Raw genomic sequence first — 20,936 nt, 5'->3', positions numbered from 1 at the left:
GGGTGGTTTCGTTGTTTTTTCCGGTTTTCTGTCGTCCGCGCCGGCCGCGCGGGTGTCATAGCACTGAATAAATAATAGCGATTCTCGTTTCAGATGTCTTGAGGGGACAGAAATCAAAACAGTATCGCCGACAGTTCCATAATCGAGGTCAGATCGATTTATTAAGCGGATGTTGATTATCTGCATGGATCATTCGTCGCGGTAAAAATATTGCACTGCAAAATCCGCGTGTATTGAATCGGGGCGATATATCGGTGTTTTCACCGATGCGGAACAATCGTTGTCTTTGCGAAAAATCAAGAAAAGCCGGTGAAGAGCGCGTTGCATGTTATTGCTGCGCATCTGTCAGAAAGTAAAAAAACTACATAACCGTCGGCCGTTGATCCGACGGGAAAATATCGACTGGAAAACGGTTTGAGTTTGATATAGCCTAGTCTGACGAAAGCGGGCAGTAATCAAATCAACCAGAAAGTCGCTGCAAAAAACAGGGGCCGTCGCCATGTCATTCGACTAGTTCCGCATCCGCATTTCCGGGCCGATCAAAAAATCATCACGAATAAACCGACAGCGCATCGCGATTGCCGGGGAGGACGCTTTTATCCGCGATTTTCTGCTGCGTGCCGTCCAGTGCGGCCGCAATACCCATACCAAAACCGAAATCAATAAAGAGGGAAAGCATGAATCCTGCCCGTTCGAGAAAAGCGAGTGAGCCGTTTCCGAGACTGTTGCTGCCCACCGGCATGTTTCTGGCGCTGTCGGGCGCGGGCATCGTTCCCGCCCAGGCGACCTGCAGCACCGCGGGCACGACGGTGACCTGTTCCGGCGTCGCGAACCCGCTGGCGCCCAGTTATTCGAACAGCGCCAACAACCTGAATGCGACGGTCAACCCCGGTGCAAGCGTCGGCGTGCTGCTCGGCGTCGGCGGCACGGCGATGTCGTTGACCGGCAGTAACGTCACGCTGACCAACAACGGCACGATCGACCCGTCCGTGCTCGGCTCGGGGCTCGGCGTGCTGTCGAGCGGCGCGGTGGTCGGCAACGCGGCGGCGAGCACCACGACCGTGACCAACAACGGCACGATGAACGGCTCGACCGGCGTCGCGATCAGCGGCGTGACCGGCATGGCGCTGTCGGTCCAGAACGGCACGGGCGGCACGTCGACGATCAACAACACCGGCACGATCGGCTCGTCCCCACTGCCCGGCGCGACCCTCGTCGGCGCCGATGCGCCGGTGGTCGCCGCGTACGGCGGCGGCACGGTCAACATGACGAACAGCGGGACGATCACCGGCCGCGTGTCGCTCGGTTCGAATGGCACGCCGGGGCAGGGCAATACGTTCACCAACTCGGGCACGATCAACGGCGGCGTGTCGATGGGGGCGAACAGCACGAACACGTTCAATGCCGTGACGGGCTCGTCGGTCAACACGGCCGGCGGCACCGGCGGCGCGTTCAACATCACGATCGGCCCGGTCACGCTCGGCGTGGCCGCAACCGGCGTCGTCGACGGCGGCGCGGGCGGCAACAATACGCTCAACCTGCAGCAGGGCGCCGCGGCGAACGGCACGATCGCGGTCAGCAACTACATCAACTTCAATCACCTCGACGTCACGAGCGGCAACTGGACCATCAACGGCGCGTCCACCGCGCAGGACGCGACGCTGACGGGCGGCGTGGCGATCATCAACGACAACGCGTCGCTCGGCACCGGGACCGTCACGGGCAACGGCGGTGCGTTGCAGGCGGGCACGGCGGGGCTCGACGTGTCCAACAACGTGTCGCTCGGCGCGGGCGGCCTGACGGTGCAGGGCGCGACCGGGCTGACGCTGTCCGGCACGGTGTCGGGCGGCGGCGCGCTGACGAAGAACGATGGCGGCACGCTGACGCTGTCCGGCGCGAACGGCTACACGGGCGGCACGAACCTGAATGGCGGCGGCCTGGTGGTCGGCAACAATTCGTCGCTCGGCACCGGCGCGCTGAACGTCAACGCGTCGGCATCGCTCGACACGAGCGCGAACGTGACGCTCGGCAACACGGTCAATCTCGCGACCGGCTCGACGCTGACGCTCGGCGGCAGCAACGATCTCGGGCTGACCGGCGCGATCGGCGGAAGCGGCGGCCTCGTGAAGAACGGCGCGGCGACGACGACGCTGACCGGCGCGAACACGTACACGGGCGGCACGACGATCAACGCGGGCACACTTGCGCTCGGCGCGGGCGGCAGCCTCGCGTCGACGGGGACGATGAACCTTGCCGGCGCCGGCGCGACGCTGGATCTGGGCAGTGCGACGGGCGGGCAGACGCTCGGCGCGCTGTCGGGTGTCGCGGGAACGAGCGTGAACCTCGGCGCCAATTCGCTGACGCTCGGCGGCAGCATCAATGCCACCTATGCCGGCACGATCGGCGGTTCGGGCAGCGTGACGCTGTCGGGTACCGGCACGCAATCGCTGACGGGCGCGAACACGTACACGGGCGGCACCAACCTGAACGGCGGCAACCTCGTCGTCGGCAGCAATACGTCGCTCGGCCTCGGTGCGGTGAATGTCAACGGTTCGTCGACGCTCGATGCGACTGCCAACGTGTCGCTCGCGAACGGCGTCAACATCGCGACGGGTACGACGCTGACGGTCGGCGGCAGCACCGATCTCGGCCTCGGCGGCGCGATTTCCGGCGGCGGCGGTCTCGTGAAGAACGGCGCGGCGGCGCTCACGCTGTCGGGCGCGAACAACTATGCGGGCGGCACGACGCTGAACGCCGGCGGACTGGTACTCGGCAACGCGTCGGCGCTCGGCACCGGCGCGCTGACCGTCGGCGGCGCGGCGACGCTCGATACGACCACGAACCTGTCGGTCGGCAATGCGATCAATCTCGACGCGAGCGCCGCACTCACACTGGGCGGCAGCAACAGCCTTACGCTGGGGGGCACGATTGCCGGCGCGGGCAGCCTCGTGAAGGACGGCGCCGCGACGACGACGCTGACCGGCACGAACACGTACACGGGCGGCACGACGATCAACGCGGGCACGTTGGCGCTCGGCGCGGGCGGCAGCCTTGCGTCGACCGGCGCGATGAATCTGGCGGGCGCCGGCGCGACGCTGGATTTGAGCGGTGCGACGGGCGGGCAGACGCTCGGCGCGCTGTCGGGCGTCGCGGGAACGAACGTGAACCTCGGCGCCAACGCGCTGACGCTCGGCGGCACGGCAAGCGGCACGTTCGGCGGGGTGATCGGCGGTACCGGCAGTCTCACGTTGTCGGGTACGGGCACGCAGACGCTGAACGGCGCCAATACCTACAGCGGCGGCACGAACCTCAATAGCGGCGGTCTCGTGCTCGGCAACGGCGGGGCGCTGGGCGCCGGCGCGCTGAACGTCGGCGGCGCGGCCACGCTCGATACGAATGCGGCCTTGTCGGTCGGCAATGCGATCAATCTGGGCACGGGCGCCGCGCTGACGCTCGGCGGCAGCAACAGCCTTACGCTCGGTGGCGCGATTGCCGGCACGGGCAGCCTCGTGAAGGACGGCGCGGCGACCACGACGCTGACCGGCACGAACACGTACACGGGCGGCACGACGATCAACGCGGGCACGTTGGCGATCGGCGCGGGCGGCAGCCTTGCATCGACCGGCGCGATGAACCTCGCCGGCGCCGGCGCGACGCTGGATCTGAGCAGTGCGACAGGCGGGCAGACGCTGGGCGCGCTGTCGGGTGTCTCGGGAGCGAACGTCAACCTCGGCGCCAATGCACTGACGCTCGGGGGCACGGCGAGCGGCACGTTTAGCGGTGTGATCGGCGGCACGGGCAGCCTCACGTTGTCGGGCACCGGCACGCAGACGCTGAACGGCGTCAATACCTACAGCGGCGGCACGAATCTCAATAGCGGCAGCCTCGTGCTCGGCAACGGCGGGGCGCTGGGTTCCGGCGCGCTGACCGTCGGCGGCGCGGCCACGCTCGATACGAATGCGGCCTTGTCGGTCGGCAATGCGGTCAATCTCGCGACCGGCTCGACGCTGACGCTTGGCGGCAGCAACGATCTCGGGCTGACCGGCGCGATCAACGGAAGCGGCGGCCTCGTGAAGAACGGCGCGGCGACCACGACGCTGACCGGCGCGAACACCTATACGGGCGGCACGACGGTCAATGCGGGGACGCTGGCACTCGGCGCGGGCGGCAGCCTCGCGCCGACGGGCACGATGAATCTCGCCGGTGCCGGCGCGGCGCTGGATCTGAGCGGTGCGACAGGCGGGCAGACGCTCGGCGCGCTGGCGGGCGTCGCGGGAACGAACGTGAACCTCGGCGCCAACGCACTGACGCTCGGCGGCACGGCGAGCGGCACGTTCGGTGGGGTGATCGGCGGCACGGGCAGCCTCACGTTGTCGGGTACCGGCACGCAGACGCTGTCCGGCGCGAACACCTACACGGGCGGCACGACGATCGCCGGCGGCAGCACGCTGGCGCTCGGCGCGGGCGGCAGCCTTGCGTCCGGCAGTGCGCTGAACCTCGCGGGCGCGGGGGCGACGTTCGACTTGAGCGGCGCGACGGCCTCGCAAACGCTCGGCACGCTGACCGGCGCGGCCGGCACGAGCGTGAACCTCGGCGGCAACGGACTGACGCTGAGCGGCAACGGCAGCAACACGTTCGGCGGCGCGATCGGCGGCACCGGCGGCCTGACGCTGGCCGGCAGCGGGACGCAGACGCTGACCGGCGCGAACACATACACCGGCGGCACGACGATCAGCGGCGGCGGCACGCTGGCGATCGGCGCGGGCGGCAGCCTCGCCTCGACCGGCGCGGTGAACCTCGCCAGCGCCGGTGCGACGTTCGACGTGAGCGGCGCGACGGGCGCGCAGACGATCGGCACGCTGACCGGCGCGGCCGGCACGAACGTCAACCTCGGCACGAATGCGCTGACGCTGAACGGCACCACCAACGGTACGTTCGGAGGAACGATCGGCGGCGCCGGCGGGCTGACGGTCGCCGGCACGGGCACCCAAACGCTGACGGGGGCGAACACGTACACGGGCGGCACGACGATCGCCGGCGGCAGCACGCTCGCACTCGGCGCGGGCGGCAGCCTCGTGTCGGGGAGCGCCGTGAACCTCGCGGGCGCGGGGGCGACGTTCGACGTGAGCGGCGCGACGGGCGCGCAGACGTTCGGTACGCTGACCGGCGCGGCCGGCACGAACGTGAATCTCGGCGCGAATGCGCTGACGCTGAACGGCAGCGGCAACGGTACGTTCGGTGGTGCGATCGGCGGGACGGGCGGCGTGACGTTCGTCGGCACGGGCACGCAAACGCTGACGGGGGCCAACACGTATACGGGCGGCACGACGATCGCCGGCGGCAGCACACTCGCCCTCGGTGCGGGCGGCAGCCTCGCGTCGGGGAGCGCCGTGAACCTCGCGGGCACGGGGGCGACGTTCGACGTGAGCGGGGCGACGGCCGCGCAGACGATCGGCACGCTGGCCGGCGCGGCCGGCACGAACGTGAATCTCGGCGCGAATGCGCTGACGCTGAACGGCAGCGGCAACGGTACGTTCGGCGGCGCGATCGGCGGGACGGGCGGCGTGACGTTCGCCGGCGCGGGCACGCAAACGCTGACGGGTGCGAATACGTACACGGGCGGCACGACGATCGCCGGCGGCAGCACGCTCGCGCTCGGCGCGGGCGGCAGCCTCGCATCGACGGGCGCGGTGAATCTCGCGGGCACGGGTGCGACGTTCGACGTGAGCGGGGCGACCGGCACGCAAACGATCGGTGCGCTGTCGGGTGCGGCCGGCACGAACGTGAATCTCGGTGCGAACGCGCTGGCGCTGAACGGCAGCGGCAGCAGCACCTTCGGCGGCACGATCGGCGGCTCGGGCGGCGTGACGGTGGCGAGCGGCACGCAGGTGCTGACCGGCGCCAACACGTACACGGGCGGCACCACGATCGCAGCCGGCGGCACGCTGCAACTCGGCAACGGCGGCACGTCGGGCAGCGTGGCCGGCGACGTCGTCGACAACGGTGCGTTGATCGTCAATCAATCGGGCAACGTGACGATCGCGAGCGTGCTGTCCGGCACCGGTTCGCTGACCCAGGCCGGCAGCGGGCAGCTCACGCTGACCGGCACGAACACGCTGAGCGGCCCGACCACGGTCGCCGCGGGCACGCTCGCCGTCAACGGTTCGCTCGGCCAGTCGACCGTCACCGTGCAGAACGGCGCGACGCTGACGGGCACCGGCACGATCGGCGGCCTCGTGGTGCAAGGCGGCGCGACGGCGGCCGCCACGCAGCCGGGCGCCGCGCTGAACGTGGGCGGCAACGTCACGTTCCAGCCGGGTTCGACGTTCCAGGTCGCCGCGACGCCGCAGCAAAGCGGCAGCCTCGCGGCGAGCGGCACCGCGACGCTGAACGGCGGCACCGTGCAGGTGCTCGCGAACCAGAGCACCTATCAGCCGGGCACGACGTACACGATCCTCAGCGCGTCGTCGGGCGTGCAGGGCGCGTTCACCCAGGTGAGCGCGAACTATGCGTTCCTCACGCCGACCCTCAGCTACGATCCGGGTCACGTGTATCTGCAACTGGCTCAGAACGGCACGTCGCTGCCCGACGTCGCCACCACGCCGAACCAGCGCTCGGTCGCGACCGCGGTGGCCGCGCTCGGCACCGGCAATCCGCTGTACGACACGGTGCTGACGGCCGACGCGCCGACCGCGCGCCGCGCGTACGGGCTGCTCGGCGGCGAACTGCAGGCGAGCCTGAAGAGCATGCTGCTGCTCGACAGCCGCTATGTGCGCGACGCGGTGACCGATCGCGTCCGTCAGGGTCTCGCGCCCGGATCGGGCCCGCTCGCGGCGCTGTCGTCGGGCGGCGCCGCGCTGTGCGGCGACAACACGGCCGGCGTGGCCGACCCGACGCTGCCGCCGGAGCGCCGGATCGGTTCGCGCGACGGGTGCTACGGCGGGACGCCTTATCAGCCGGTCGTCTGGGGGCAGGCGTTCGGCGGCCGCAGCCGGCTCGCCGGCGACGGCAACGCGTCGTCGATCAACCGCAGCATGACGGGCTTCATCGCCGGCGCCGACATGGCGTTCAACGACAAGTGGCGTGCGGGTCTGGCCGCGGGCGTCACGCACAGCTCGGTCGACAACGACCAGAGTTCGTCGGCGGCGGTGAACAGCTACTACCTGTCGCTGTACGGCGGCGCGCAGTACGGCGCGCTCGGCGTGCGCGGCGGCGCGTCGTACACGTGGTATCGCATCAACAGCGACCGCTATCCGGGCTTCGCGGGCTTCTCGGATCACGACTCGGCCGGCTACAACGCGCATTCGGCGCAGGTGTTCGGCGAAGTCGGCTACGCGCTGCCGGTCGGCCCGGTCGCGATCGAACCGTTCGCGGGCCTCGCGTACGTGAACCTGCATACCGACGGCTATACGGAAACCGGCGGCGCGGCCGCGCTGCGCGCCGGCGGCGAGACGACCCACGTCGGCTTCTCGACGCTCGGCCTGCGTGCGGCGTCGCAGCTCGGCTCGATCGCGAGCGGCACGTTCACCGCGCGCGGGACGGTCGGCTGGCGGCATGCGTTCGGCAACGTGCGGCCCTCGTCGGCGTTCACGTTCGCGAACGGCGGCACATCGTTCCAGGTATCGGGCGTGCCGATTGCTCGCGACAGCGCGGTGCTCGAAGCCGGCATCGACGCGAACATCACGAAGCGCCTGACGCTCGGCCTCACGTACAGCGGCCAATACGGCAGCGGCGTGCGCGACAACGCGATCCTCGGCAACATCCTGTGGAAATTCTGACCGGCGACTGACGTGCCCGTCCGCGGCGCCATGCGACGAAGCAACGTCGTGTGGCGCCGCGGCCGTTTCGTCGCTGCGCACGTTCGCCGTTCTGGCCTATCCTGTGCGAAACACGCGACGCGCGCCGCGCGTTGCGCCTCGACACAGGAGCATCGATGCCGAATCACGCCGAAGCCACGACGACGCAGGCGCCGCAAGTCGCGCCGATTCCCCCGGCCACCGCGTCGGGTCCCGCTTTCATCGCGCCCGAAGCCGATCCGCAGGTCCTCGCGCGCAACAACCAGTACGTGCTGAAATCCGGCGACGCGTTCGTGGTCAGCGACGCGCTCGGCGACATCGCCGGCCATGACGACGGCCTGTTCGTCGACGACATGCGCGTGCTGTCGACGTGGCGCCTGACGTTCGGCGGCCGCGCGCCGTCGCTGCTCTCGGGCGCGACGAGCGCCGACAACGCGTCGTTCACCGCGCACCTGACGAACCGCCCGCTGCCGCCGCTCGGCGGCCACGAGACGCCCGAGGGCGTGATCCATATCGAGCGCATGCGCGTGCTCGCGGGCGACGTGCTGCACGAAGCGCTGACGCTGACGAACTACGGCGCGAGCGAAGCCGAGGTGCCGCTGTCGCTGTCGTTCGCGGCGGATTTCAAGGACATGTTCGAAGTGCGCGGCACGCGGCGGCCCAAGCGCGGCACGGTGGGCGCGCCGCGCGTCGACGCGGGCGCGGTGCGGCTGCGTTACGACGGCCTCGACGGCGTGGAGCGCAACGTGACCGTGCATTTTTCGCCGGCGCCCGACGCGCTGTCGGTCGATCGTGCCGACTACACGCTGACGATCGCCGCGCAGGCGTGCGTGTCGATCTACCTGACCGTCGACGCGACGCTCGGGCCCGCGCAGGGCGAAGGGCCCGGGTGCGGCCGCGTCGCGCTGCGCACGGCGCTCGTCGGCGTGCATCGCGAGATGCGGGCACGGCGCGAGTCGATGGCGCGCGTGAACACCGGCAATCCGCTGTTCGACGCGTGGCTCGATCGTTCGCTCGCGGATCTCGGGCTGCTCACGACGCAGCTCGACACGGGGCCGTACCCGTATGCGGGCATTCCGTGGTTCTCGACGCCGTTCGGCCGCGACGCGATCATCACGTCGCTGCAGATGCTGTGGCTGCAGCCGTCGCTCGCGCGCGGCGTGCTGCGCTTTCTCGCCGAGCATCAGGCGCGCGAGACCTCCGCGTTCCGCGACGCGGAGCCCGGCAAGATCATGCACGAGTTCCGCCGCAGCGAGATGGCCGCAACGGGCGAGGTGCCGTTCGCGCTGTACTACGGCGGCGTCGATACGACACCGCTGTTCATCGTGCTCGCGGGCGCCTATGCCGAGCGCACCGGCGACGATGCGCTGATCGACGAGCTGTGGCCCGCGCTCGAGCGGGCCGTGCAATGGGTGATCGACAAGTGCGACCGCAATCCGTACGGACTGCTCGACTACCAGCGCACGTCGGAGCGCGGCCTCGCGAACCAGGGCTGGAAGGACAGCCACGATTCGGTGTTCCATGCGGACGGCCGTTTCCCGGACGGGCCGATCGCGCTCGTCGAGGTGCAGGCCTACGCGTGCGCGGCGCTCGACGCGATGTCGGCGTGCGCGCACCGGCGCGGCCATGCGGCCGACGCGGCGCGCTACGCGTTGCGCGCGAAGACGCTGCGCGACCAGGTCGACGCGCTGTTCTGGATGCCGGAAGGCGATTTCTACGGGATCGCGCTCGACGGGCATGGCGAGCTCTGCCGCGTGTTCGCATCGAACGCGGGCCATCTGCTTGCGTTCGGGCTGCCCGACGCCGAGCGCGGCGCGGCGGTCGCCGGCGTGCTCGGCTCGGCGCTGTTCCAGACGGGCTGGGGCATCCGCACGCTCGCGGCCGGCCAGCCGCGCTTCAACCCGATGGCCTATCACAACGGTTCGGTGTGGCCGCACGACAACGCGCTCATCGCGCGCGGCCTGGCGCGCTACGGCGACAAGACGGCCGCGGTGAACCTGCTGCGTGCGCTGTTCGAGGCGGCGGTGAGCTTCGAGATGCGTCTGCCGGAACTGTTCTGCGGGTTCCCGCGCCGGCGCGGCGAACCGCCGACCGCGTATCCGGTTGCCTGCCTGCCGCAGGCGTGGGCGGCCGGCGCGCCGTTCATGATGCTGCAGGCGTGCCTCGGCGTGAGCATCGACGCGTCGCGCCACGAGGTGCGCGTCGAACGCCCGGCATTGCCGGAAGGCGTCGACTGGCTGCGGATCGATGCGCTGCGCGTCGGCGACGAAACCGTGTCGCTGACGTTCCGCCGGGTCGACGGGCAGGTCGTCGCGGCGGCGGAGCGGCCGGGCCGCGTCAAGGTGGTCGCGGTGCTGTAGCGGGGCGCCGCGCGAACGTTGCGCGATGTCGCGCCACGTTCGCGCGCGGCGGCATAGAATCGTGACATGACCCTTGAACGATGGCGGAGGTAGACGATGACGACCGACAACCGGCCCGACGACGGCGAGCACAAGCTCGAGAATCTGGAAGCGGCGGTCGACCACCTGCACAAGTCGATCGAATCGCAGAGCATCGCGGTCGGCGCGGCGAAGGGCATTCTGTTCAGCCTGATCGAAACGCTGGGCGCACTGATCGGCGATCCCGACCTGCCCGAGCATGCGCGTTCGGGCTACGAAGCGTTGCGCGACAAGGCGAGCGAATTGCGCGGCGGGCTCGACCGCCATTGACGTACGGGGTGGCGCAGGCGCTGCCCGATTCTGCGCACGCGGCGCAAAACCCCGCGCGCTCAATCAGTTAGGTGCCCGATACGCAGGATATCCACACGCTTGCCAACACAATCTGTGGAGAACCGCCCCGGCCCTCGGCCGGGCGCGCCACGCATGCGCGGCGCGCGGTTCCACAATCATTCCGGTGCCACGCCATTGACCGGTCAAGGTCCGTGAATCGAATCCCCTTGTGTATCAAGATGTTACGCGTCCGATCCGGCGGATATCCACAGGCTTGCCAACAAAATCTGTGGACAACTCGCAATCGATTGCGTCGCACGGGTTGAGGATCCGGCCCGAATGCGAGCGGTGCGCGAAGCCCGCGTGCAAAGGCTGCCCGCGCCGTGCGTCGGCGCGCGAATGCGTGCGCGATCAAGGGGTTAGGTGCCGCGTACCCAGGATATCCACATCCTTGCCAACACTTTCTGTGGACAAGCGCGGCCGCGTTAGCTGCCCGGCGCCGTGCCAGCCGCTTCCGCCACGATCCAGTCGCGAAAGAGCGTCATCGCCGGCGTCAGCGGCTTCGACTTCAGCGACGTGAGCCAGTAGCCGCCCGCGCGCACGTCGATGTCGAACGGCCGCGCGAGCTGGCCCAGCTGCAGTTCGCGCGAGAACATGCACGCGGGCGCCAGCGCGACGCCCGCACCCTGCATCGCGGCCTCGACCATCAGCCGGGACGAATCGAACACGGGCCCGTTGACGGCCCACGGTTCGAGCCGCGCGGCGTCGAACCAGCCGTGCCATTCGTCGGTGCGATACGAGCGCAGCAGCGTTTCGTGCGCGAGATCGGCCGGCCGCGCGACGCGCCGCGCGATGTCCGGCGCGCACAGCGCGGTGAGCGGCGCATCGAGCAGCCGCTCGTTGCGCGTGGCCGGCCAGTTGCCTTCACCGAAGCGGATCGCGAAATCGAGGCCCTCGGCGGCGAGGTCGACGACGTTATTGTTGGTCCGCAGCCGCAGCTCGACGAACGGGTGCGTGTCGCCGAACTGCTTCAGCCGCGGCATTAGCCAGCCTAGGGCAAAGGTGCCGACGACGCCGAGCGTCAGCACCTCGTGGAAACGCCCGCCGTCGAACTGCTTGAGCACCGTCTCGATGCGGCTGAACGCGTCGCTCAGCACCGGCAGCAGCGCGCGCCCCTCGTCGGTCAGCCCGAGGCCGCGCGGTAGCCGCGTAAACAGCGTGCAGCCGAGCCGCTCCTCGAGCGAGCGCACCTGCTGGCTGACGGCGGCCTGGGTCACGCTCAGCTCGAGGCCGGCGCGCGTGAAGTTCAGGTGGCGCGCCGACGATTCGAACGCGCGCAACGCATTGAGCGGAAGATGAGGGCGGAGCTTGGTCATAAGAATTTCTTTTGTCAGCGCTCAATTATCGTTGCTTGTCAGGCAACCGTAAAGTGCCGATAGTGCTGCCTCGGCGGCCGGCCGTTTTCAACGCGCCAACCACGTTTCGCCGCCGTTCCACCACGAGACAACCGACATGACCTACTCATCGAAACGTCGATCCCTGTTGCTGGCCGCCGCGACGGCGCCGCTCGTTCTCACCGTCACCGCATGCGCGTCGCGACAGGCCGCTGCGCCGGACGCCGCCACGGCGGCAGCGGCGGCTGCCGCGGACGCCATTGCGCCTGTTGCTGCTGCGACGACGCTGGCCGATCTCGAACGCGACGCGGGCGGCCGTCTCGGCGTGTGCGCGATCGACACGGCGAGCGGCCGGGTCATCGAGCATCGCGCGGGCGAGCGCTTCCCGTTCTGCAGCACGTTCAAGGCGATGCTGAGCGCGGCGGTGCTCGCGCGGAGCGTCGAGCAACCGGGCTTGCTGCAACAGCGCGTGACGTATACGAAGGCCGATCTCGTCAACTATTCGCCGGTATCGGAGAAGCATGTCGGCGCGGGCATGACGGTCGCCGCGCTGTGCGAGGCCACGATCCAGTACAGCGACAACTCGGCCGCGAACCTGCTGATGAAGCTGATCGGCGGCCCGTCTGCGGTCACGGCCTACGCGCGCTCGATCGGCGACGACACGTTCCGTCTCGATCGATGGGAGACCGAACTGAATACCGCGTTGCCGGGCGACCCGCGCGACACGACGACGCCGGCCGCGATGGCCGCCAGCCTGCGCGTGCTGACGCTCGGCGACGCGTTGCCGGCCGCGCAGCGTGAGCAGCTCGTCACATGGCTGCGCGGCAACAAGGTCGGCGACAAGCGGATCCGCGCGGGCGTGCCGGCCGGGTGGGCGGTCGGCGACAAGACCGGCACCGGCGACTACGGGACGACGAACGACGCGGGCGTCATCTGGCCGACGTCGCGCGCGCCGATCGTGCTGGCCGTGTACTACACGCAGACGCGAGCCGATGCGCGGGCGAAGGACGACGTGATCGCGTCGGTCGCACGCATCGTCGCGCGGACGTTCGGCTGAGCAGCGCGGCACGGCATGGCGCGACAGGCATCGCGCACGCCGCGGGCGCATCGTGCCGCAGTCGTGACCCGCGCGATCAAACGTTGTGCGATCAACGACTTAGCTCGCGCATGCTCAGGATATCCACATGCTTGCCAACAAAAAGTGTGGACAAGCCCGCGCGCAGCGGGCGCGCCGCGCGGCGCGCACCGTCGTGCCGCGTTTGAATCAGTGCGGACAAAGTCTTTCGGATCAAGCGCTTGGCCGCTGTATGCGCAGGCTATCCACACGCTTGCCAACACAATCTGTGGACAAGCACCGCAGCCGGCGCGGCGGCTGGCGCATCACGTATCGGAGCGGCATGCAACCGGCGCTTGGCCGCCCGTGTGCCGTTTTCTAGGCGGCGCGGACAAAGTCTTTCGGATCAAATGCTTGATCGCGGTATGCGCAGGCTATCCACATGCTTGCCAACAAAATTTGTGGGTAAGTGGGCGATGCAGGTTCGGTCCGCATGCGGTGGTCATGACATGACGGAGATCGGGCGTCCGTTGTCGCGGCGTCGTGACGCGATGTGCGGCGAAGGATGCGCGCGACGGCCATCACGTGCGCCGCGTCTGCATCACGCGTGCCAAAGTCCATCGGATCAAGGGTTTAGCGTCGCGGTGCGCAGGATATCCACAAGCTTGCCAACATTTTCTGTGGAGAAGTCGGCGGTCGCGATTCGGCCGATGTCACGCGTCGCCACACGTCGCACATGCGAACGCCCGCCGTGCAGATATCGGCCACGCCGACCTTCTGGATGAAGCTGCGTCGAGATGAATCCCGGCTGCCGATTCATGAACGCCGCGTCGGCCTTCAGACGACGAGCAAGTCGGCTTCGTCGGCGGCCGCCAGCGTGAAGCGGCCGATGTGAGCGCGTGCTTGCCGCGGTCCGGCGCGTTTGCCGCGCACCGATGACAAACCCTTTCCGATCAATGGCTTGGTGCCGTTAATGGAGGGGTTGTCCACAAGCTTGCCAACATAATCTGTGGACAAGCCGTCCGCCGCCCGCGCATCAGGCCGGCCGCGGGAAGCGCACCGTGACGGTCAGCCCGCGCCCGCCGCGCGAGGTCGCGAGCGCGACGGTCGCGCGATGCTGTTCGGCGATCCGCTTGACGATCGACAACCCGAGCCCGCTGCCCGACGACGTGACTGCCTGCGCGCCTTCGCCGCGATAGAAGCGCTCCCACACGTCGGTGCGTTCTGCCTCCGGAATGCCGGGGCCGTCGTCGGCCACCTCGAGCACGGGCGTCGCGCCGTCGATGCGCGCGGACACGTCGACGCGCGCGCCTTCGCCTGCATAGCGGATCGCGTTGTCGACGAGATTGTTCAGCAGCACGCGCAGCGTGTCGGCATTGCCCGCGGCCATCACCGGTGCGTCGACGATCGCGCCGAGATCGATGCGGTGCGCGTCGGCGACGCGCGCGCGGTCCGACACCACCGAGCGGCACAGCGCGGCGAGATCGACCGGCGCCGACGCGGCGACGGCCGCCTGCGCATCGGGTTCGAGGCGCGCGAGCGTCAGCAACTGTTCGGCGAGGTGGCCGAGGCGCGTCGTGCCCGCGTGGATCTGCGCGAGGATGCGCTCGCGTTCCTCCGCGGTCGCCGCGCGCCGCAGCAGTTCGGACTGGATCGACAGCCCCATGATCGGCGTGCGCAGCTCGTGCGCGGCATCGGCGATGAAGTGCCGCTGCAGCGTGAACGAGCGGTCGAGGCGCGCGAGGAGGTCGTTGATCGCCTCGGCGAGCGGACGGACCTCGTTCGGCATCGATGCGACGTCGACCGGCTCGAGGTTGTTCGCATTCCTGCGTTTCAGGCCTGCCGCGATCGCCCGCAGCGGCTGCAGCCCCGCGCCGATGCCGAACCACAGGCCCAGCGCGAGCAGCGGCAGCATCGAGAACACCGGCCACAGAAGATGAACGGCGATGCCCGCGATCGCTTCCCAGCGCGCATGCCGCGCCTGCGCGAGCCGGATCGTCGTGCCGCCGCGCTCCGTCACATAGGTGCGCCACGGCTGGCCGCCGACGTCGACGCTCGCGATGCCCTGCTGCGCGGGTGGCGGCAGCTTCGAGTCGCGGTCGGTCGAATACACGAGCGTACCGTTGCGCCACACCTGCAGCAGCACCGCATCGGGGTCGCTCGCCTCGAAGCCGTGCTTGCCTCTGGCATGGTTGCTGAACGACAGCTCGCCGTTCGGGCCGACGACGATCTGTTTCGACATGCTGCGCATCTGGTCGTCGAGCAGGTCGTCGAGTTCGCGCAGCGCGCCCCAGTAGGTGCCGGCGCTCGCGACCAGGCCGATCACGCAGGCGGCCGGCATCAGCCACGTCAGCAGGCGCCGCCGCAGCGACGCGTTGCGCCAGCGCGCGAGCGCGCGTTGCACGCGCGTCACGTGCCGTCACCGATCCGGTAGCCGACGCCGCGCACCGTCCGGATCACGTCGTGGCCGAGTTTCTTGCGCAGGTTGTGGATATGCACCTGCACCGCGTTGCTCTCGATTTCCTCGCCCCAGCTGTACAGCCGTTCCTCGAACTGTTCGCGCGAAATCACCGCGCCCGGTTCGCGCATCAGCTCGTGCAGCAGCACGAATTCCTTCGGCGACAGCGGCACTTCGTCGTCGTCGAGCCAGACGAGGTGCTTGACGGGATCGAGCCGCAGCGGGCCGATCGCGAGCGTCGTCTGCGCGCGGCCCGCATGGCGGCGGTTGACCGCGCGGATGCGGGCGAGCAGTTCGTCGAGCTCGAACGGCTTGACGAGATAGTCGTCCGCGCCGCTGTCGAGGCCCGCGATGCGGTCCGGCACGCCGTCGCGCGCGGTGATGATGATCGCGGGCAGGTTTTCGTCGCGGCGGCGCAGCGCGGCGAGCACCGACAGGCCGTCGCGGTTCGGCAACCCGAGATCGAGCAGCAGCAGCCCGTAGCCGGTCGTGCGCAGCGCGAGCGACGCGGCGTCGCCGTCCTTCACCCAGTCGACCGCGAAGCCTTCCTGTTTGAGGCCCTGTTCGAGCCCGCTGCCGATCAGCGGATCGTCCTCGACGAGCAGTACGCGCATGGATTCGTGTCTCTTCAACGGGGGCGCCGCGGCGCCCGGGGTTCCCATGATAAGCGTGCGCATCTTAGGTCTGGCTTAAATGCGCGCGGTGCGCGGCCTCGTTTCGTACTCGTCCGATGCGGCGCCGTGTCACTTCGGCATGCCCTTCAGGTTTGCTTAATCTTACGGTCCGTAATCTGGCGCCGTCGCGTTCAACGAAGCGCGGCGCCACATCGAAGAAGAGGAACGAGATCATGAAACACCTGGCCAGAATCCTGATGATTGCACTCGCCACGCTGCCTGCCGTCGTCCATGCGCAATACACGGGGCCGTCCGCGCTGACCACGACGACGGTGAAGGAGCTGCTCGCGAATGGCAAGGACGACCAGCACGTGCAGTTGCAGGGGCGCATCGTCAAGCACGTCGGCGGCGAGGATTACGAATTCGCCGATGCCACCGGTACGATCCGCGTCGAGATCGACCACAAGTTGTGGGCAGCCGGCCAGCCCGTCAGCGACAAGAACGAAGTGAAGCTGACCGGCGAATTCGAGCGCAAATGGTCGGGCAGCGTGAAGGTCGACGCCGATCACGTCGAAGTGCTGCGCTGACAGGTGGGCGCGGGGCCGGTGATACCATGGACGACCGGTTCCCGTTCCCACCAAGATGGCCGCCAATTTCGACGAACTCGCGTCCCGGATCCGGGCGCAATTTTCCGAGCTGAGCCCGCAATTCCAGGCGGGCGCCGCCTTCCTGCTCGATCATCCCGACGAAGTCGCCACGTCGTCGATGCGCAAGGTCGCGCAGCGCGCGCAGGTGCAGCCTGCGTCGCTCGTGCGGCTCGCGCAGCAATTCGGCTTTCCCGGCTGGAACGAGCTGCGCGACCTGTGCGTCGCGCGCGTGCGCACGCGGCCCGAGCCGCTCACGCAGCGTGCGCGCTCGCTGGTGCGGCCCGACGCGAAGGCGTCGCTCGCGCACGATCTGCTCGCCGCGCAGCAGCACAACCTGTCGGCGACCGCCGCGCAGAACGAGCACGCGCTCGCGGATGCGGCGAGGCTGATCCGCAAGGCATCGCACGTGCACGTGGCGGGGTTTCGCTCGTGCTATCCGGTCGCGTTCGGTTTCGTCTACGGCTACCGGCTGTTCCGTCCGACCGTGTCGCTGCTCAACGGCGTCGCCGGTTCGCTCGAAATGGAGTTGCGGACGATCGCGAAGCACAGCGTGACCGTGATCGTCAGCTTCGCGCCGTATTCGGCCGAGGCGACGCGCGTCGCGCAGGCCGCGAAGGCGCAGGGCAGCCGGATCGTCGCGATCACCGACAGCGCGGTGTCGCCGATCGCGCTGCACGCGGACGCGCAACTGATCTTCACGCACGACAGCCCGTCGTTCTTTCCGTCGCTGGTGGCCGCGCACGCGATGGCCGAGGCGCTGGTCGCGCAGTTGCTGGCGCTCGAAGGCAGCGATGCGATCGCCGCGCTCGAGCGGACCGAGGCGGAACTGCACGCGAAGGGCGCGTACGTCGTTTGACGGGCGCGGGATGTGCGGTTTCAGCGAACCTTCATTGATGACCCGACGCAATCGATGACGTTGACCTATGCAGTGACCGACGCGGGCGACGCGGACGTGCGCAAGCAGATCGTCGCGCCGCTCATTCGCTTCAACGAAAGCCAGGGCGGCCCGGTCGACTTCCGGCCGCTGGCCGTGATCGCGACCGACGCGGCCGGCGCGGTGGTCGGCGGCCTGTGGGGCGGCACGGCGTTCGGCTGGCTGCATGTCGACCTGCTCGTGGTGCCCGAGGCCGCGCGCGGGCAGGGCGCCGGCACGCGCATCATGGATCTGGCCGAACAGGAGGCCGTCGCGCGCGGCTGTCACAGCGCATGGCTCGACACGTTCGACTTCCAGGCGCGGCCGTTCTACGAGAAGCGCGGCTATGTCCGCTTCGGCGAGCTGCCCGATTATCCGGTCGGGCATACGCGCATCTTCCTGACGAAGAAACTCGCGGGCTGAATGGCATCGCTGCTGCGCGCATGCGCGATGCCGCGCGATTGACGATGCCGACGGCCATCGCCTACGATACCGGGCAGCGATGCAGGTCGCTTCCGGGTCCGCGGAAAGGGTTCAACCCACCTGTCGCAGCCAATCCAGTCTTCCCCATCCTTCGTGCTGGCGGTATTGCGGACCTTCGGCCATCCATGCACAAGGATCCGCATGAAAAAGCTGCCTCCCGACGCCCATCCCGATCATCTGAAAAAGCAGGCCAAGGCGTTGTTGCGCCTATACCGGCAGGGCGACGCCGATGCCGTCGCACGGTTCGTCGCATTCCTGCCCGCCGCCGCGAGCCGCACGCATGACGAAACGCTCGCGCTCGGGCTTCGTCTGCACGACGCGCAGTCGTGCATCGCGCGCGAGTACGGTTTTGCGTCTTGGGCCGATCTCGGCGCGTTCGTCGACACGCATGCGCTCGCGCGGCAAGCGCGGTCGCTGCTGATGCGGCGCTGGCTCGACCACGCGTACGGCGCGGAGGTGACCGGCGGCGTCGACGCAGCCCGGCCGCGCATGGCCGCGCAATTGCTGCACGACCATCCCGATCTCGTGTCGGCGGACCCGGCGATCGCATGCGCGGCCGGCGATCTCGCCGCGGTGAAGGGCGCGCTGGCCGCCGATCCCGGCTGGATCGCGCGCGCCGGCGGTGTGCTGAAGCTGCCGCCGCTCGTCGCCGTCACGCATTCGCGGCTCGGGCAGCTTCCCGAATTCGCGGCCAGGTTGCGTGCGTGCGCGCGCCATCTGCTCGACGCGGGCGCCGATCCGAACCAGCGGATCGGCAACCGGTATCCGCCGGCCTCGCTCGCCGAGCCCGACGAATCGGCGCCGCTGTCGGCGCTGTATGGCGCCGCCGGCGTCAATCGCGATCCCGTGCTTACCGCGATGCTGCTGGAAGCGGGCGCCGATCCGAACGACGGCGAATCGCTGTATCACTCGGTGGAGAACCCGGCATGCACGCGCCTGCTGCTCGAGCACGGCGCCAGGGTGGGCGGGACCAATGCGTTGCGGCGCGCGCTCGACATGCCGGACGCGGCCGCGCTCGAGCTGCTGCTCGCGCATGGCGGCGACCCGAACGAGCCGGCCGGCGAAGGGCCGACGAAGACGTGGGGCGCGCCGTTGCTGCGCGCGATCGCCGTGCGTTGCCCGGCGCGCCACGTCGCCGCGCTGCTGGCGGCCGGCGCCGATCCCGGCGCGCGGACCGCCGCGGGCGTCAGCGCGTATCGGCTCGCGATGCAGACCGGGTTGTCCGAGGTCGCGGCGCTGTTGCGCGCGGCCGGCGCGCAGGAGGCGCTCGATGCGCAAGACGCGTTCATTGCGGCCTGCGCGCGCGCCGATGCCGACGACGCACGGCGTATTCAGGCGAAGCATCCCGAATTGCCCGGCGCGCTGTCCGACGACCGGCTGCGGCTGCTGCCCGACGCCGCCGCATGGGGTTCGCGCGACGCGGTGAAGGCGATGGTCGAACTCGGTTGGCCGATCGCCGCGCGAGGCGGCGACTGGGACGCGAGCGCGCTGAATCACGCGGTGTTCCGCGGCGATGCCGAACTGCTGGCGTTCCTGCTCGCGCACGGCGCAAGCTGGCGCGAGATGCATGGATTCGGCAGCGACGCGCTCGGTACGCTGTCCTGGGCGTCCGTCAACGAACCGGAGGGCGTCGGCGATCCCGACTGGGAAGCGTGCGCGCGCGTGCTGATCGCGCACGGCGTGCCGCAAGCGGTACGCGATCCGTCGAATCCGGAGGGCGTGCTGATCGACGGTCGCGCGATGCGGTTCTCCGAGGCCGTCACCGACGTGTTGCTCGGCATCGACGGCGGGCGGCCCGCATCGACGTGAACCGACGCGGGCCGCCCGGCGTGGTGGCCGGCAGCCCGGACGCCAGCGTCTTTCCTGTTGCGCGACGACATTTCGGCGAAAGCTGAAACGTCGCGTGCACGACCGGCGTAAGCTCATCCGTCAACACCTTCCCGGGAGTTCGCGATGACCCGTTCCGACCTGCAAGCCCGCCACGCCGAAGCTTTCCGTGCGCTGCACACGCGCCCCGGCGCGTTCATCATCCCGAACCCGTGGGATGCCGGCACCGCGCGCCTGCTCGCGATGGCCGGCTTCGAGGCGCTCGCCACGACGAGCGCCGGCTACGCGTTTTCGAAAGGGCGCCCCGACAACGCGATCGAGCGCGACGCGATGCTCGCTCATATCGCCGAGCTCGTCGCCGCGGGCGGCCTGCCGGTGAGCGCCGATCTGGAGAACGGCTTCGGCGACGCGCCCGACACGGTGGCCGAAACGATCCGGCTGGCGGCCGAGGCGGGCGCGGTCGGCGGCTCGATCGAGGACGCGACCGGCCGTGCCGATACGCCGATTTATGCGCGCGACGCGTCGGTCGAGCGCATCGCGGCGGCCGTCGACGCGGCGCGCGCGCTGCCGTTTCCGTTCACGCTGACCGCCCGCTGCGAAAATTACCTGCACGGCCGCCGCGACCTCGACGACACGATCGCGCGGCTCGTCGCCTATCGCGACGCCGGCGCGGACGTGCTCTATGCGCCCGGCATCACGGATCCCGACGAAATCGCGGCCGTGACGCGGGCGGTCGGCGCGCCCGTCAATGTCGTCATGGGTCTGCAGGGCGGGTTGCTGAGCCTCGACGCGCTGGCGGCGCTCGGCGTGAAGCGTGTCAGCGTCGGCGGCGCGCTGGCGCGGGCCGCGTTCGGTGCGTTCCTGCGCGCGGCGACGGAGATGCGGCGCGACGGCACGTTCACCTTCAGCCGGGCAGCCGTGCCGGGGCGCGATATCAACCGCTGGTTTGCGGCGCCGGATAATTCGCCGATTTTGTTCGATGAATGAGCCCCAATAAAATCCGGAATCGTTTCCACTTAAGCATTGGTTGACAATAATCAAT

Annotated in this window: 14 protein-coding genes; 9 read left to right on the top strand and 5 right to left on the bottom strand. The window is 69.3% G+C overall.

Features of this window, described 5'->3' with window-relative positions; genetic code table 11:
* Window positions 1–550 precede the first annotated feature (550 nt).
* On the bottom strand, window positions 551–679 hold the full coding sequence (locus LGM42_RS33110) for a hypothetical protein (RefSeq protein WP_264162816.1): 129 nt from the start codon (window positions 677–679) through the stop codon (window positions 551–553).
* Between LGM42_RS33110 and LGM42_RS28635 the strand changes: the two genes are divergently transcribed.
* From LGM42_RS28635 to LGM42_RS28625, 3 genes are all read left to right on the top strand, one after another.
* Window positions 678–7,778 carry an autotransporter-associated beta strand repeat-containing protein gene (locus LGM42_RS28635; protein ID WP_226234046.1) on the top strand — a complete coding sequence of 2,367 codons (7,101 nt, stop codon included), beginning with the start codon at window positions 678–680 and terminating at the stop codon, window positions 7,776–7,778. The two genes, LGM42_RS33110 and LGM42_RS28635, sit on opposite strands and share 2 nt — an antisense overlap.
* A gap of 155 nt (window positions 7,779–7,933) precedes the next feature.
* Window positions 7,934–10,156, top strand: a complete 2,223-nt coding sequence (locus tag LGM42_RS28630; protein ID WP_226094026.1) for an amylo-alpha-1,6-glucosidase — start codon at window positions 7,934–7,936, stop codon at window positions 10,154–10,156.
* Window positions 10,157–10,252: 96 nt separating this feature from the next.
* Window positions 10,253–10,504, top strand: coding sequence for a hypothetical protein (locus tag LGM42_RS28625; RefSeq protein WP_006482135.1), 252 nt, complete (start codon window positions 10,253–10,255; stop codon window positions 10,502–10,504).
* A 485-nt stretch (window positions 10,505–10,989) separates the two neighbouring features.
* Here the strand turns inward: LGM42_RS28625 and penR are convergent, their stop codons facing one another.
* A complete protein-coding gene (gene penR / locus LGM42_RS28620) occupies window positions 10,990–11,880 on the bottom strand; it encodes a beta-lactamase transcriptional regulator PenR (RefSeq protein WP_226234045.1) in 891 nt (296 codons plus the stop codon).
* A 136-nt stretch (window positions 11,881–12,016) separates the two neighbouring features.
* Here penR and blaPEN-B point away from each other — a divergent pair, with 136 nt between their 5' ends.
* Window positions 12,017–12,955: a PEN-B family class A beta-lactamase gene (blaPEN-B, locus tag LGM42_RS28615; RefSeq protein WP_104012598.1), complete on the top strand. Its 939-nt coding sequence runs from the start codon at window positions 12,017–12,019 to the stop codon at window positions 12,953–12,955.
* A gap of 834 nt (window positions 12,956–13,789) precedes the next feature.
* On the opposite strand, the gene LGM42_RS28610 is transcribed toward blaPEN-B, so the two are convergent.
* Genes LGM42_RS28610 through LGM42_RS28600 form a run of 3 tightly spaced genes read right to left on the bottom strand, consistent with a single transcriptional unit; the run spans window position 13,790 to window position 16,024 of the window.
* Window positions 13,790–13,942, bottom strand: coding sequence for a hypothetical protein (locus tag LGM42_RS28610; protein WP_226234044.1), 153 nt, complete (start codon window positions 13,940–13,942; stop codon window positions 13,790–13,792).
* A 46-nt stretch (window positions 13,943–13,988) separates the two neighbouring features.
* Window positions 13,989–15,365: a sensor histidine kinase gene (locus LGM42_RS28605; protein ID WP_226234043.1), complete on the bottom strand. Its 1,377-nt coding sequence runs from the start codon at window positions 15,363–15,365 to the stop codon at window positions 13,989–13,991.
* Window positions 15,362–16,024, bottom strand: a complete 663-nt coding sequence (locus tag LGM42_RS28600) for a response regulator (protein ID WP_059584573.1) — start codon at window positions 16,022–16,024, stop codon at window positions 15,362–15,364. The genes LGM42_RS28605 and LGM42_RS28600 overlap by 4 nt, the downstream gene beginning before the upstream one ends.
* Before the next feature lie 233 nt (window positions 16,025–16,257).
* On the opposite strand from LGM42_RS28600, the gene LGM42_RS28595 reads away from it, so the two are divergent.
* From LGM42_RS28595 to LGM42_RS28575, 5 genes are all read left to right on the top strand, one after another.
* Window positions 16,258–16,611 (top strand): YgiW/YdeI family stress tolerance OB fold protein, encoded by a 354-nt coding sequence (locus LGM42_RS28595; RefSeq protein ID WP_226234042.1) that lies wholly within the window; start codon window positions 16,258–16,260, stop codon window positions 16,609–16,611.
* 55 nt (window positions 16,612–16,666) lie between these two features.
* Complete coding sequence (locus tag LGM42_RS28590) at window positions 16,667–17,527, top strand: MurR/RpiR family transcriptional regulator (RefSeq protein WP_089465703.1); 861 nt, start codon at window positions 16,667–16,669, stop codon at window positions 17,525–17,527.
* A gap of 54 nt (window positions 17,528–17,581) precedes the next feature.
* Complete coding sequence (locus LGM42_RS28585) at window positions 17,582–18,007, top strand: GNAT family N-acetyltransferase (RefSeq protein ID WP_226234041.1); 426 nt, start codon at window positions 17,582–17,584, stop codon at window positions 18,005–18,007.
* 201 nt (window positions 18,008–18,208) lie between these two features.
* Window positions 18,209–19,876 carry an ankyrin repeat domain-containing protein gene (locus tag LGM42_RS28580; RefSeq protein ID WP_226234040.1) on the top strand — a complete coding sequence of 556 codons (1,668 nt, stop codon included), beginning with the start codon at window positions 18,209–18,211 and terminating at the stop codon, window positions 19,874–19,876.
* A gap of 144 nt (window positions 19,877–20,020) precedes the next feature.
* Window positions 20,021–20,881, top strand: coding sequence for an isocitrate lyase/PEP mutase family protein (locus tag LGM42_RS28575; RefSeq protein ID WP_059584582.1), 861 nt, complete (start codon window positions 20,021–20,023; stop codon window positions 20,879–20,881).
* Window positions 20,882–20,936: the final 55 nt, after the last annotated feature.

Origin of the sequence: Burkholderia sp. AU39826 (assembly GCF_020419965.1) — a bacterium.
GTDB classification, from domain to species: Bacteria; Pseudomonadota; Gammaproteobacteria; order Burkholderiales; family Burkholderiaceae; genus Burkholderia; species Burkholderia semiarida.
The sequence above is the reverse complement of the archived record's forward strand: the minus strand, read 5'-3'. Positions and strand labels throughout refer to the sequence as shown.

What these genes read in the sequence shown, in the direction of transcription:
- LGM42_RS28580 (WP_226234040.1), top strand. Translation starts at nt 18,209, where the DNA reads ATGAAAAAGCTGCCTCCCGACGCCCATCCCGATCATCTGAAAAAGCAG.
- LGM42_RS28630 (WP_226094026.1), top strand. Translation starts at nt 7,934, where the DNA reads ATGCCGAATCACGCCGAAGCCACGACGACGCAGGCGCCGCAAGTCGCG.
- blaPEN-B (WP_104012598.1), top strand. Translation starts at nt 12,017, where the DNA reads ATGACCTACTCATCGAAACGTCGATCCCTGTTGCTGGCCGCCGCGACG.
- penR (WP_226234045.1), bottom strand. Translation starts at nt 11,880, where the DNA reads ATGACCAAGCTCCGCCCTCATCTTCCGCTCAATGCGTTGCGCGCGTTC.
- LGM42_RS33110 (WP_264162816.1), bottom strand. Translation starts at nt 679, where the DNA reads ATGCTTTCCCTCTTTATTGATTTCGGTTTTGGTATGGGTATTGCGGCC.
- LGM42_RS28600 (WP_059584573.1), bottom strand. Translation starts at nt 16,024, where the DNA reads ATGCGCGTACTGCTCGTCGAGGACGATCCGCTGATCGGCAGCGGGCTC.
- LGM42_RS28635 (WP_226234046.1), top strand. Translation starts at nt 678, where the DNA reads ATGAATCCTGCCCGTTCGAGAAAAGCGAGTGAGCCGTTTCCGAGACTG.
- LGM42_RS28595 (WP_226234042.1), top strand. Translation starts at nt 16,258, where the DNA reads ATGAAACACCTGGCCAGAATCCTGATGATTGCACTCGCCACGCTGCCT.
- LGM42_RS28575 (WP_059584582.1), top strand. Translation starts at nt 20,021, where the DNA reads ATGACCCGTTCCGACCTGCAAGCCCGCCACGCCGAAGCTTTCCGTGCG.
- LGM42_RS28625 (WP_006482135.1), top strand. Translation starts at nt 10,253, where the DNA reads ATGACGACCGACAACCGGCCCGACGACGGCGAGCACAAGCTCGAGAAT.
- LGM42_RS28585 (WP_226234041.1), top strand. Translation starts at nt 17,582, where the DNA reads ATGACGTTGACCTATGCAGTGACCGACGCGGGCGACGCGGACGTGCGC.
- LGM42_RS28590 (WP_089465703.1), top strand. Translation starts at nt 16,667, where the DNA reads ATGGCCGCCAATTTCGACGAACTCGCGTCCCGGATCCGGGCGCAATTT.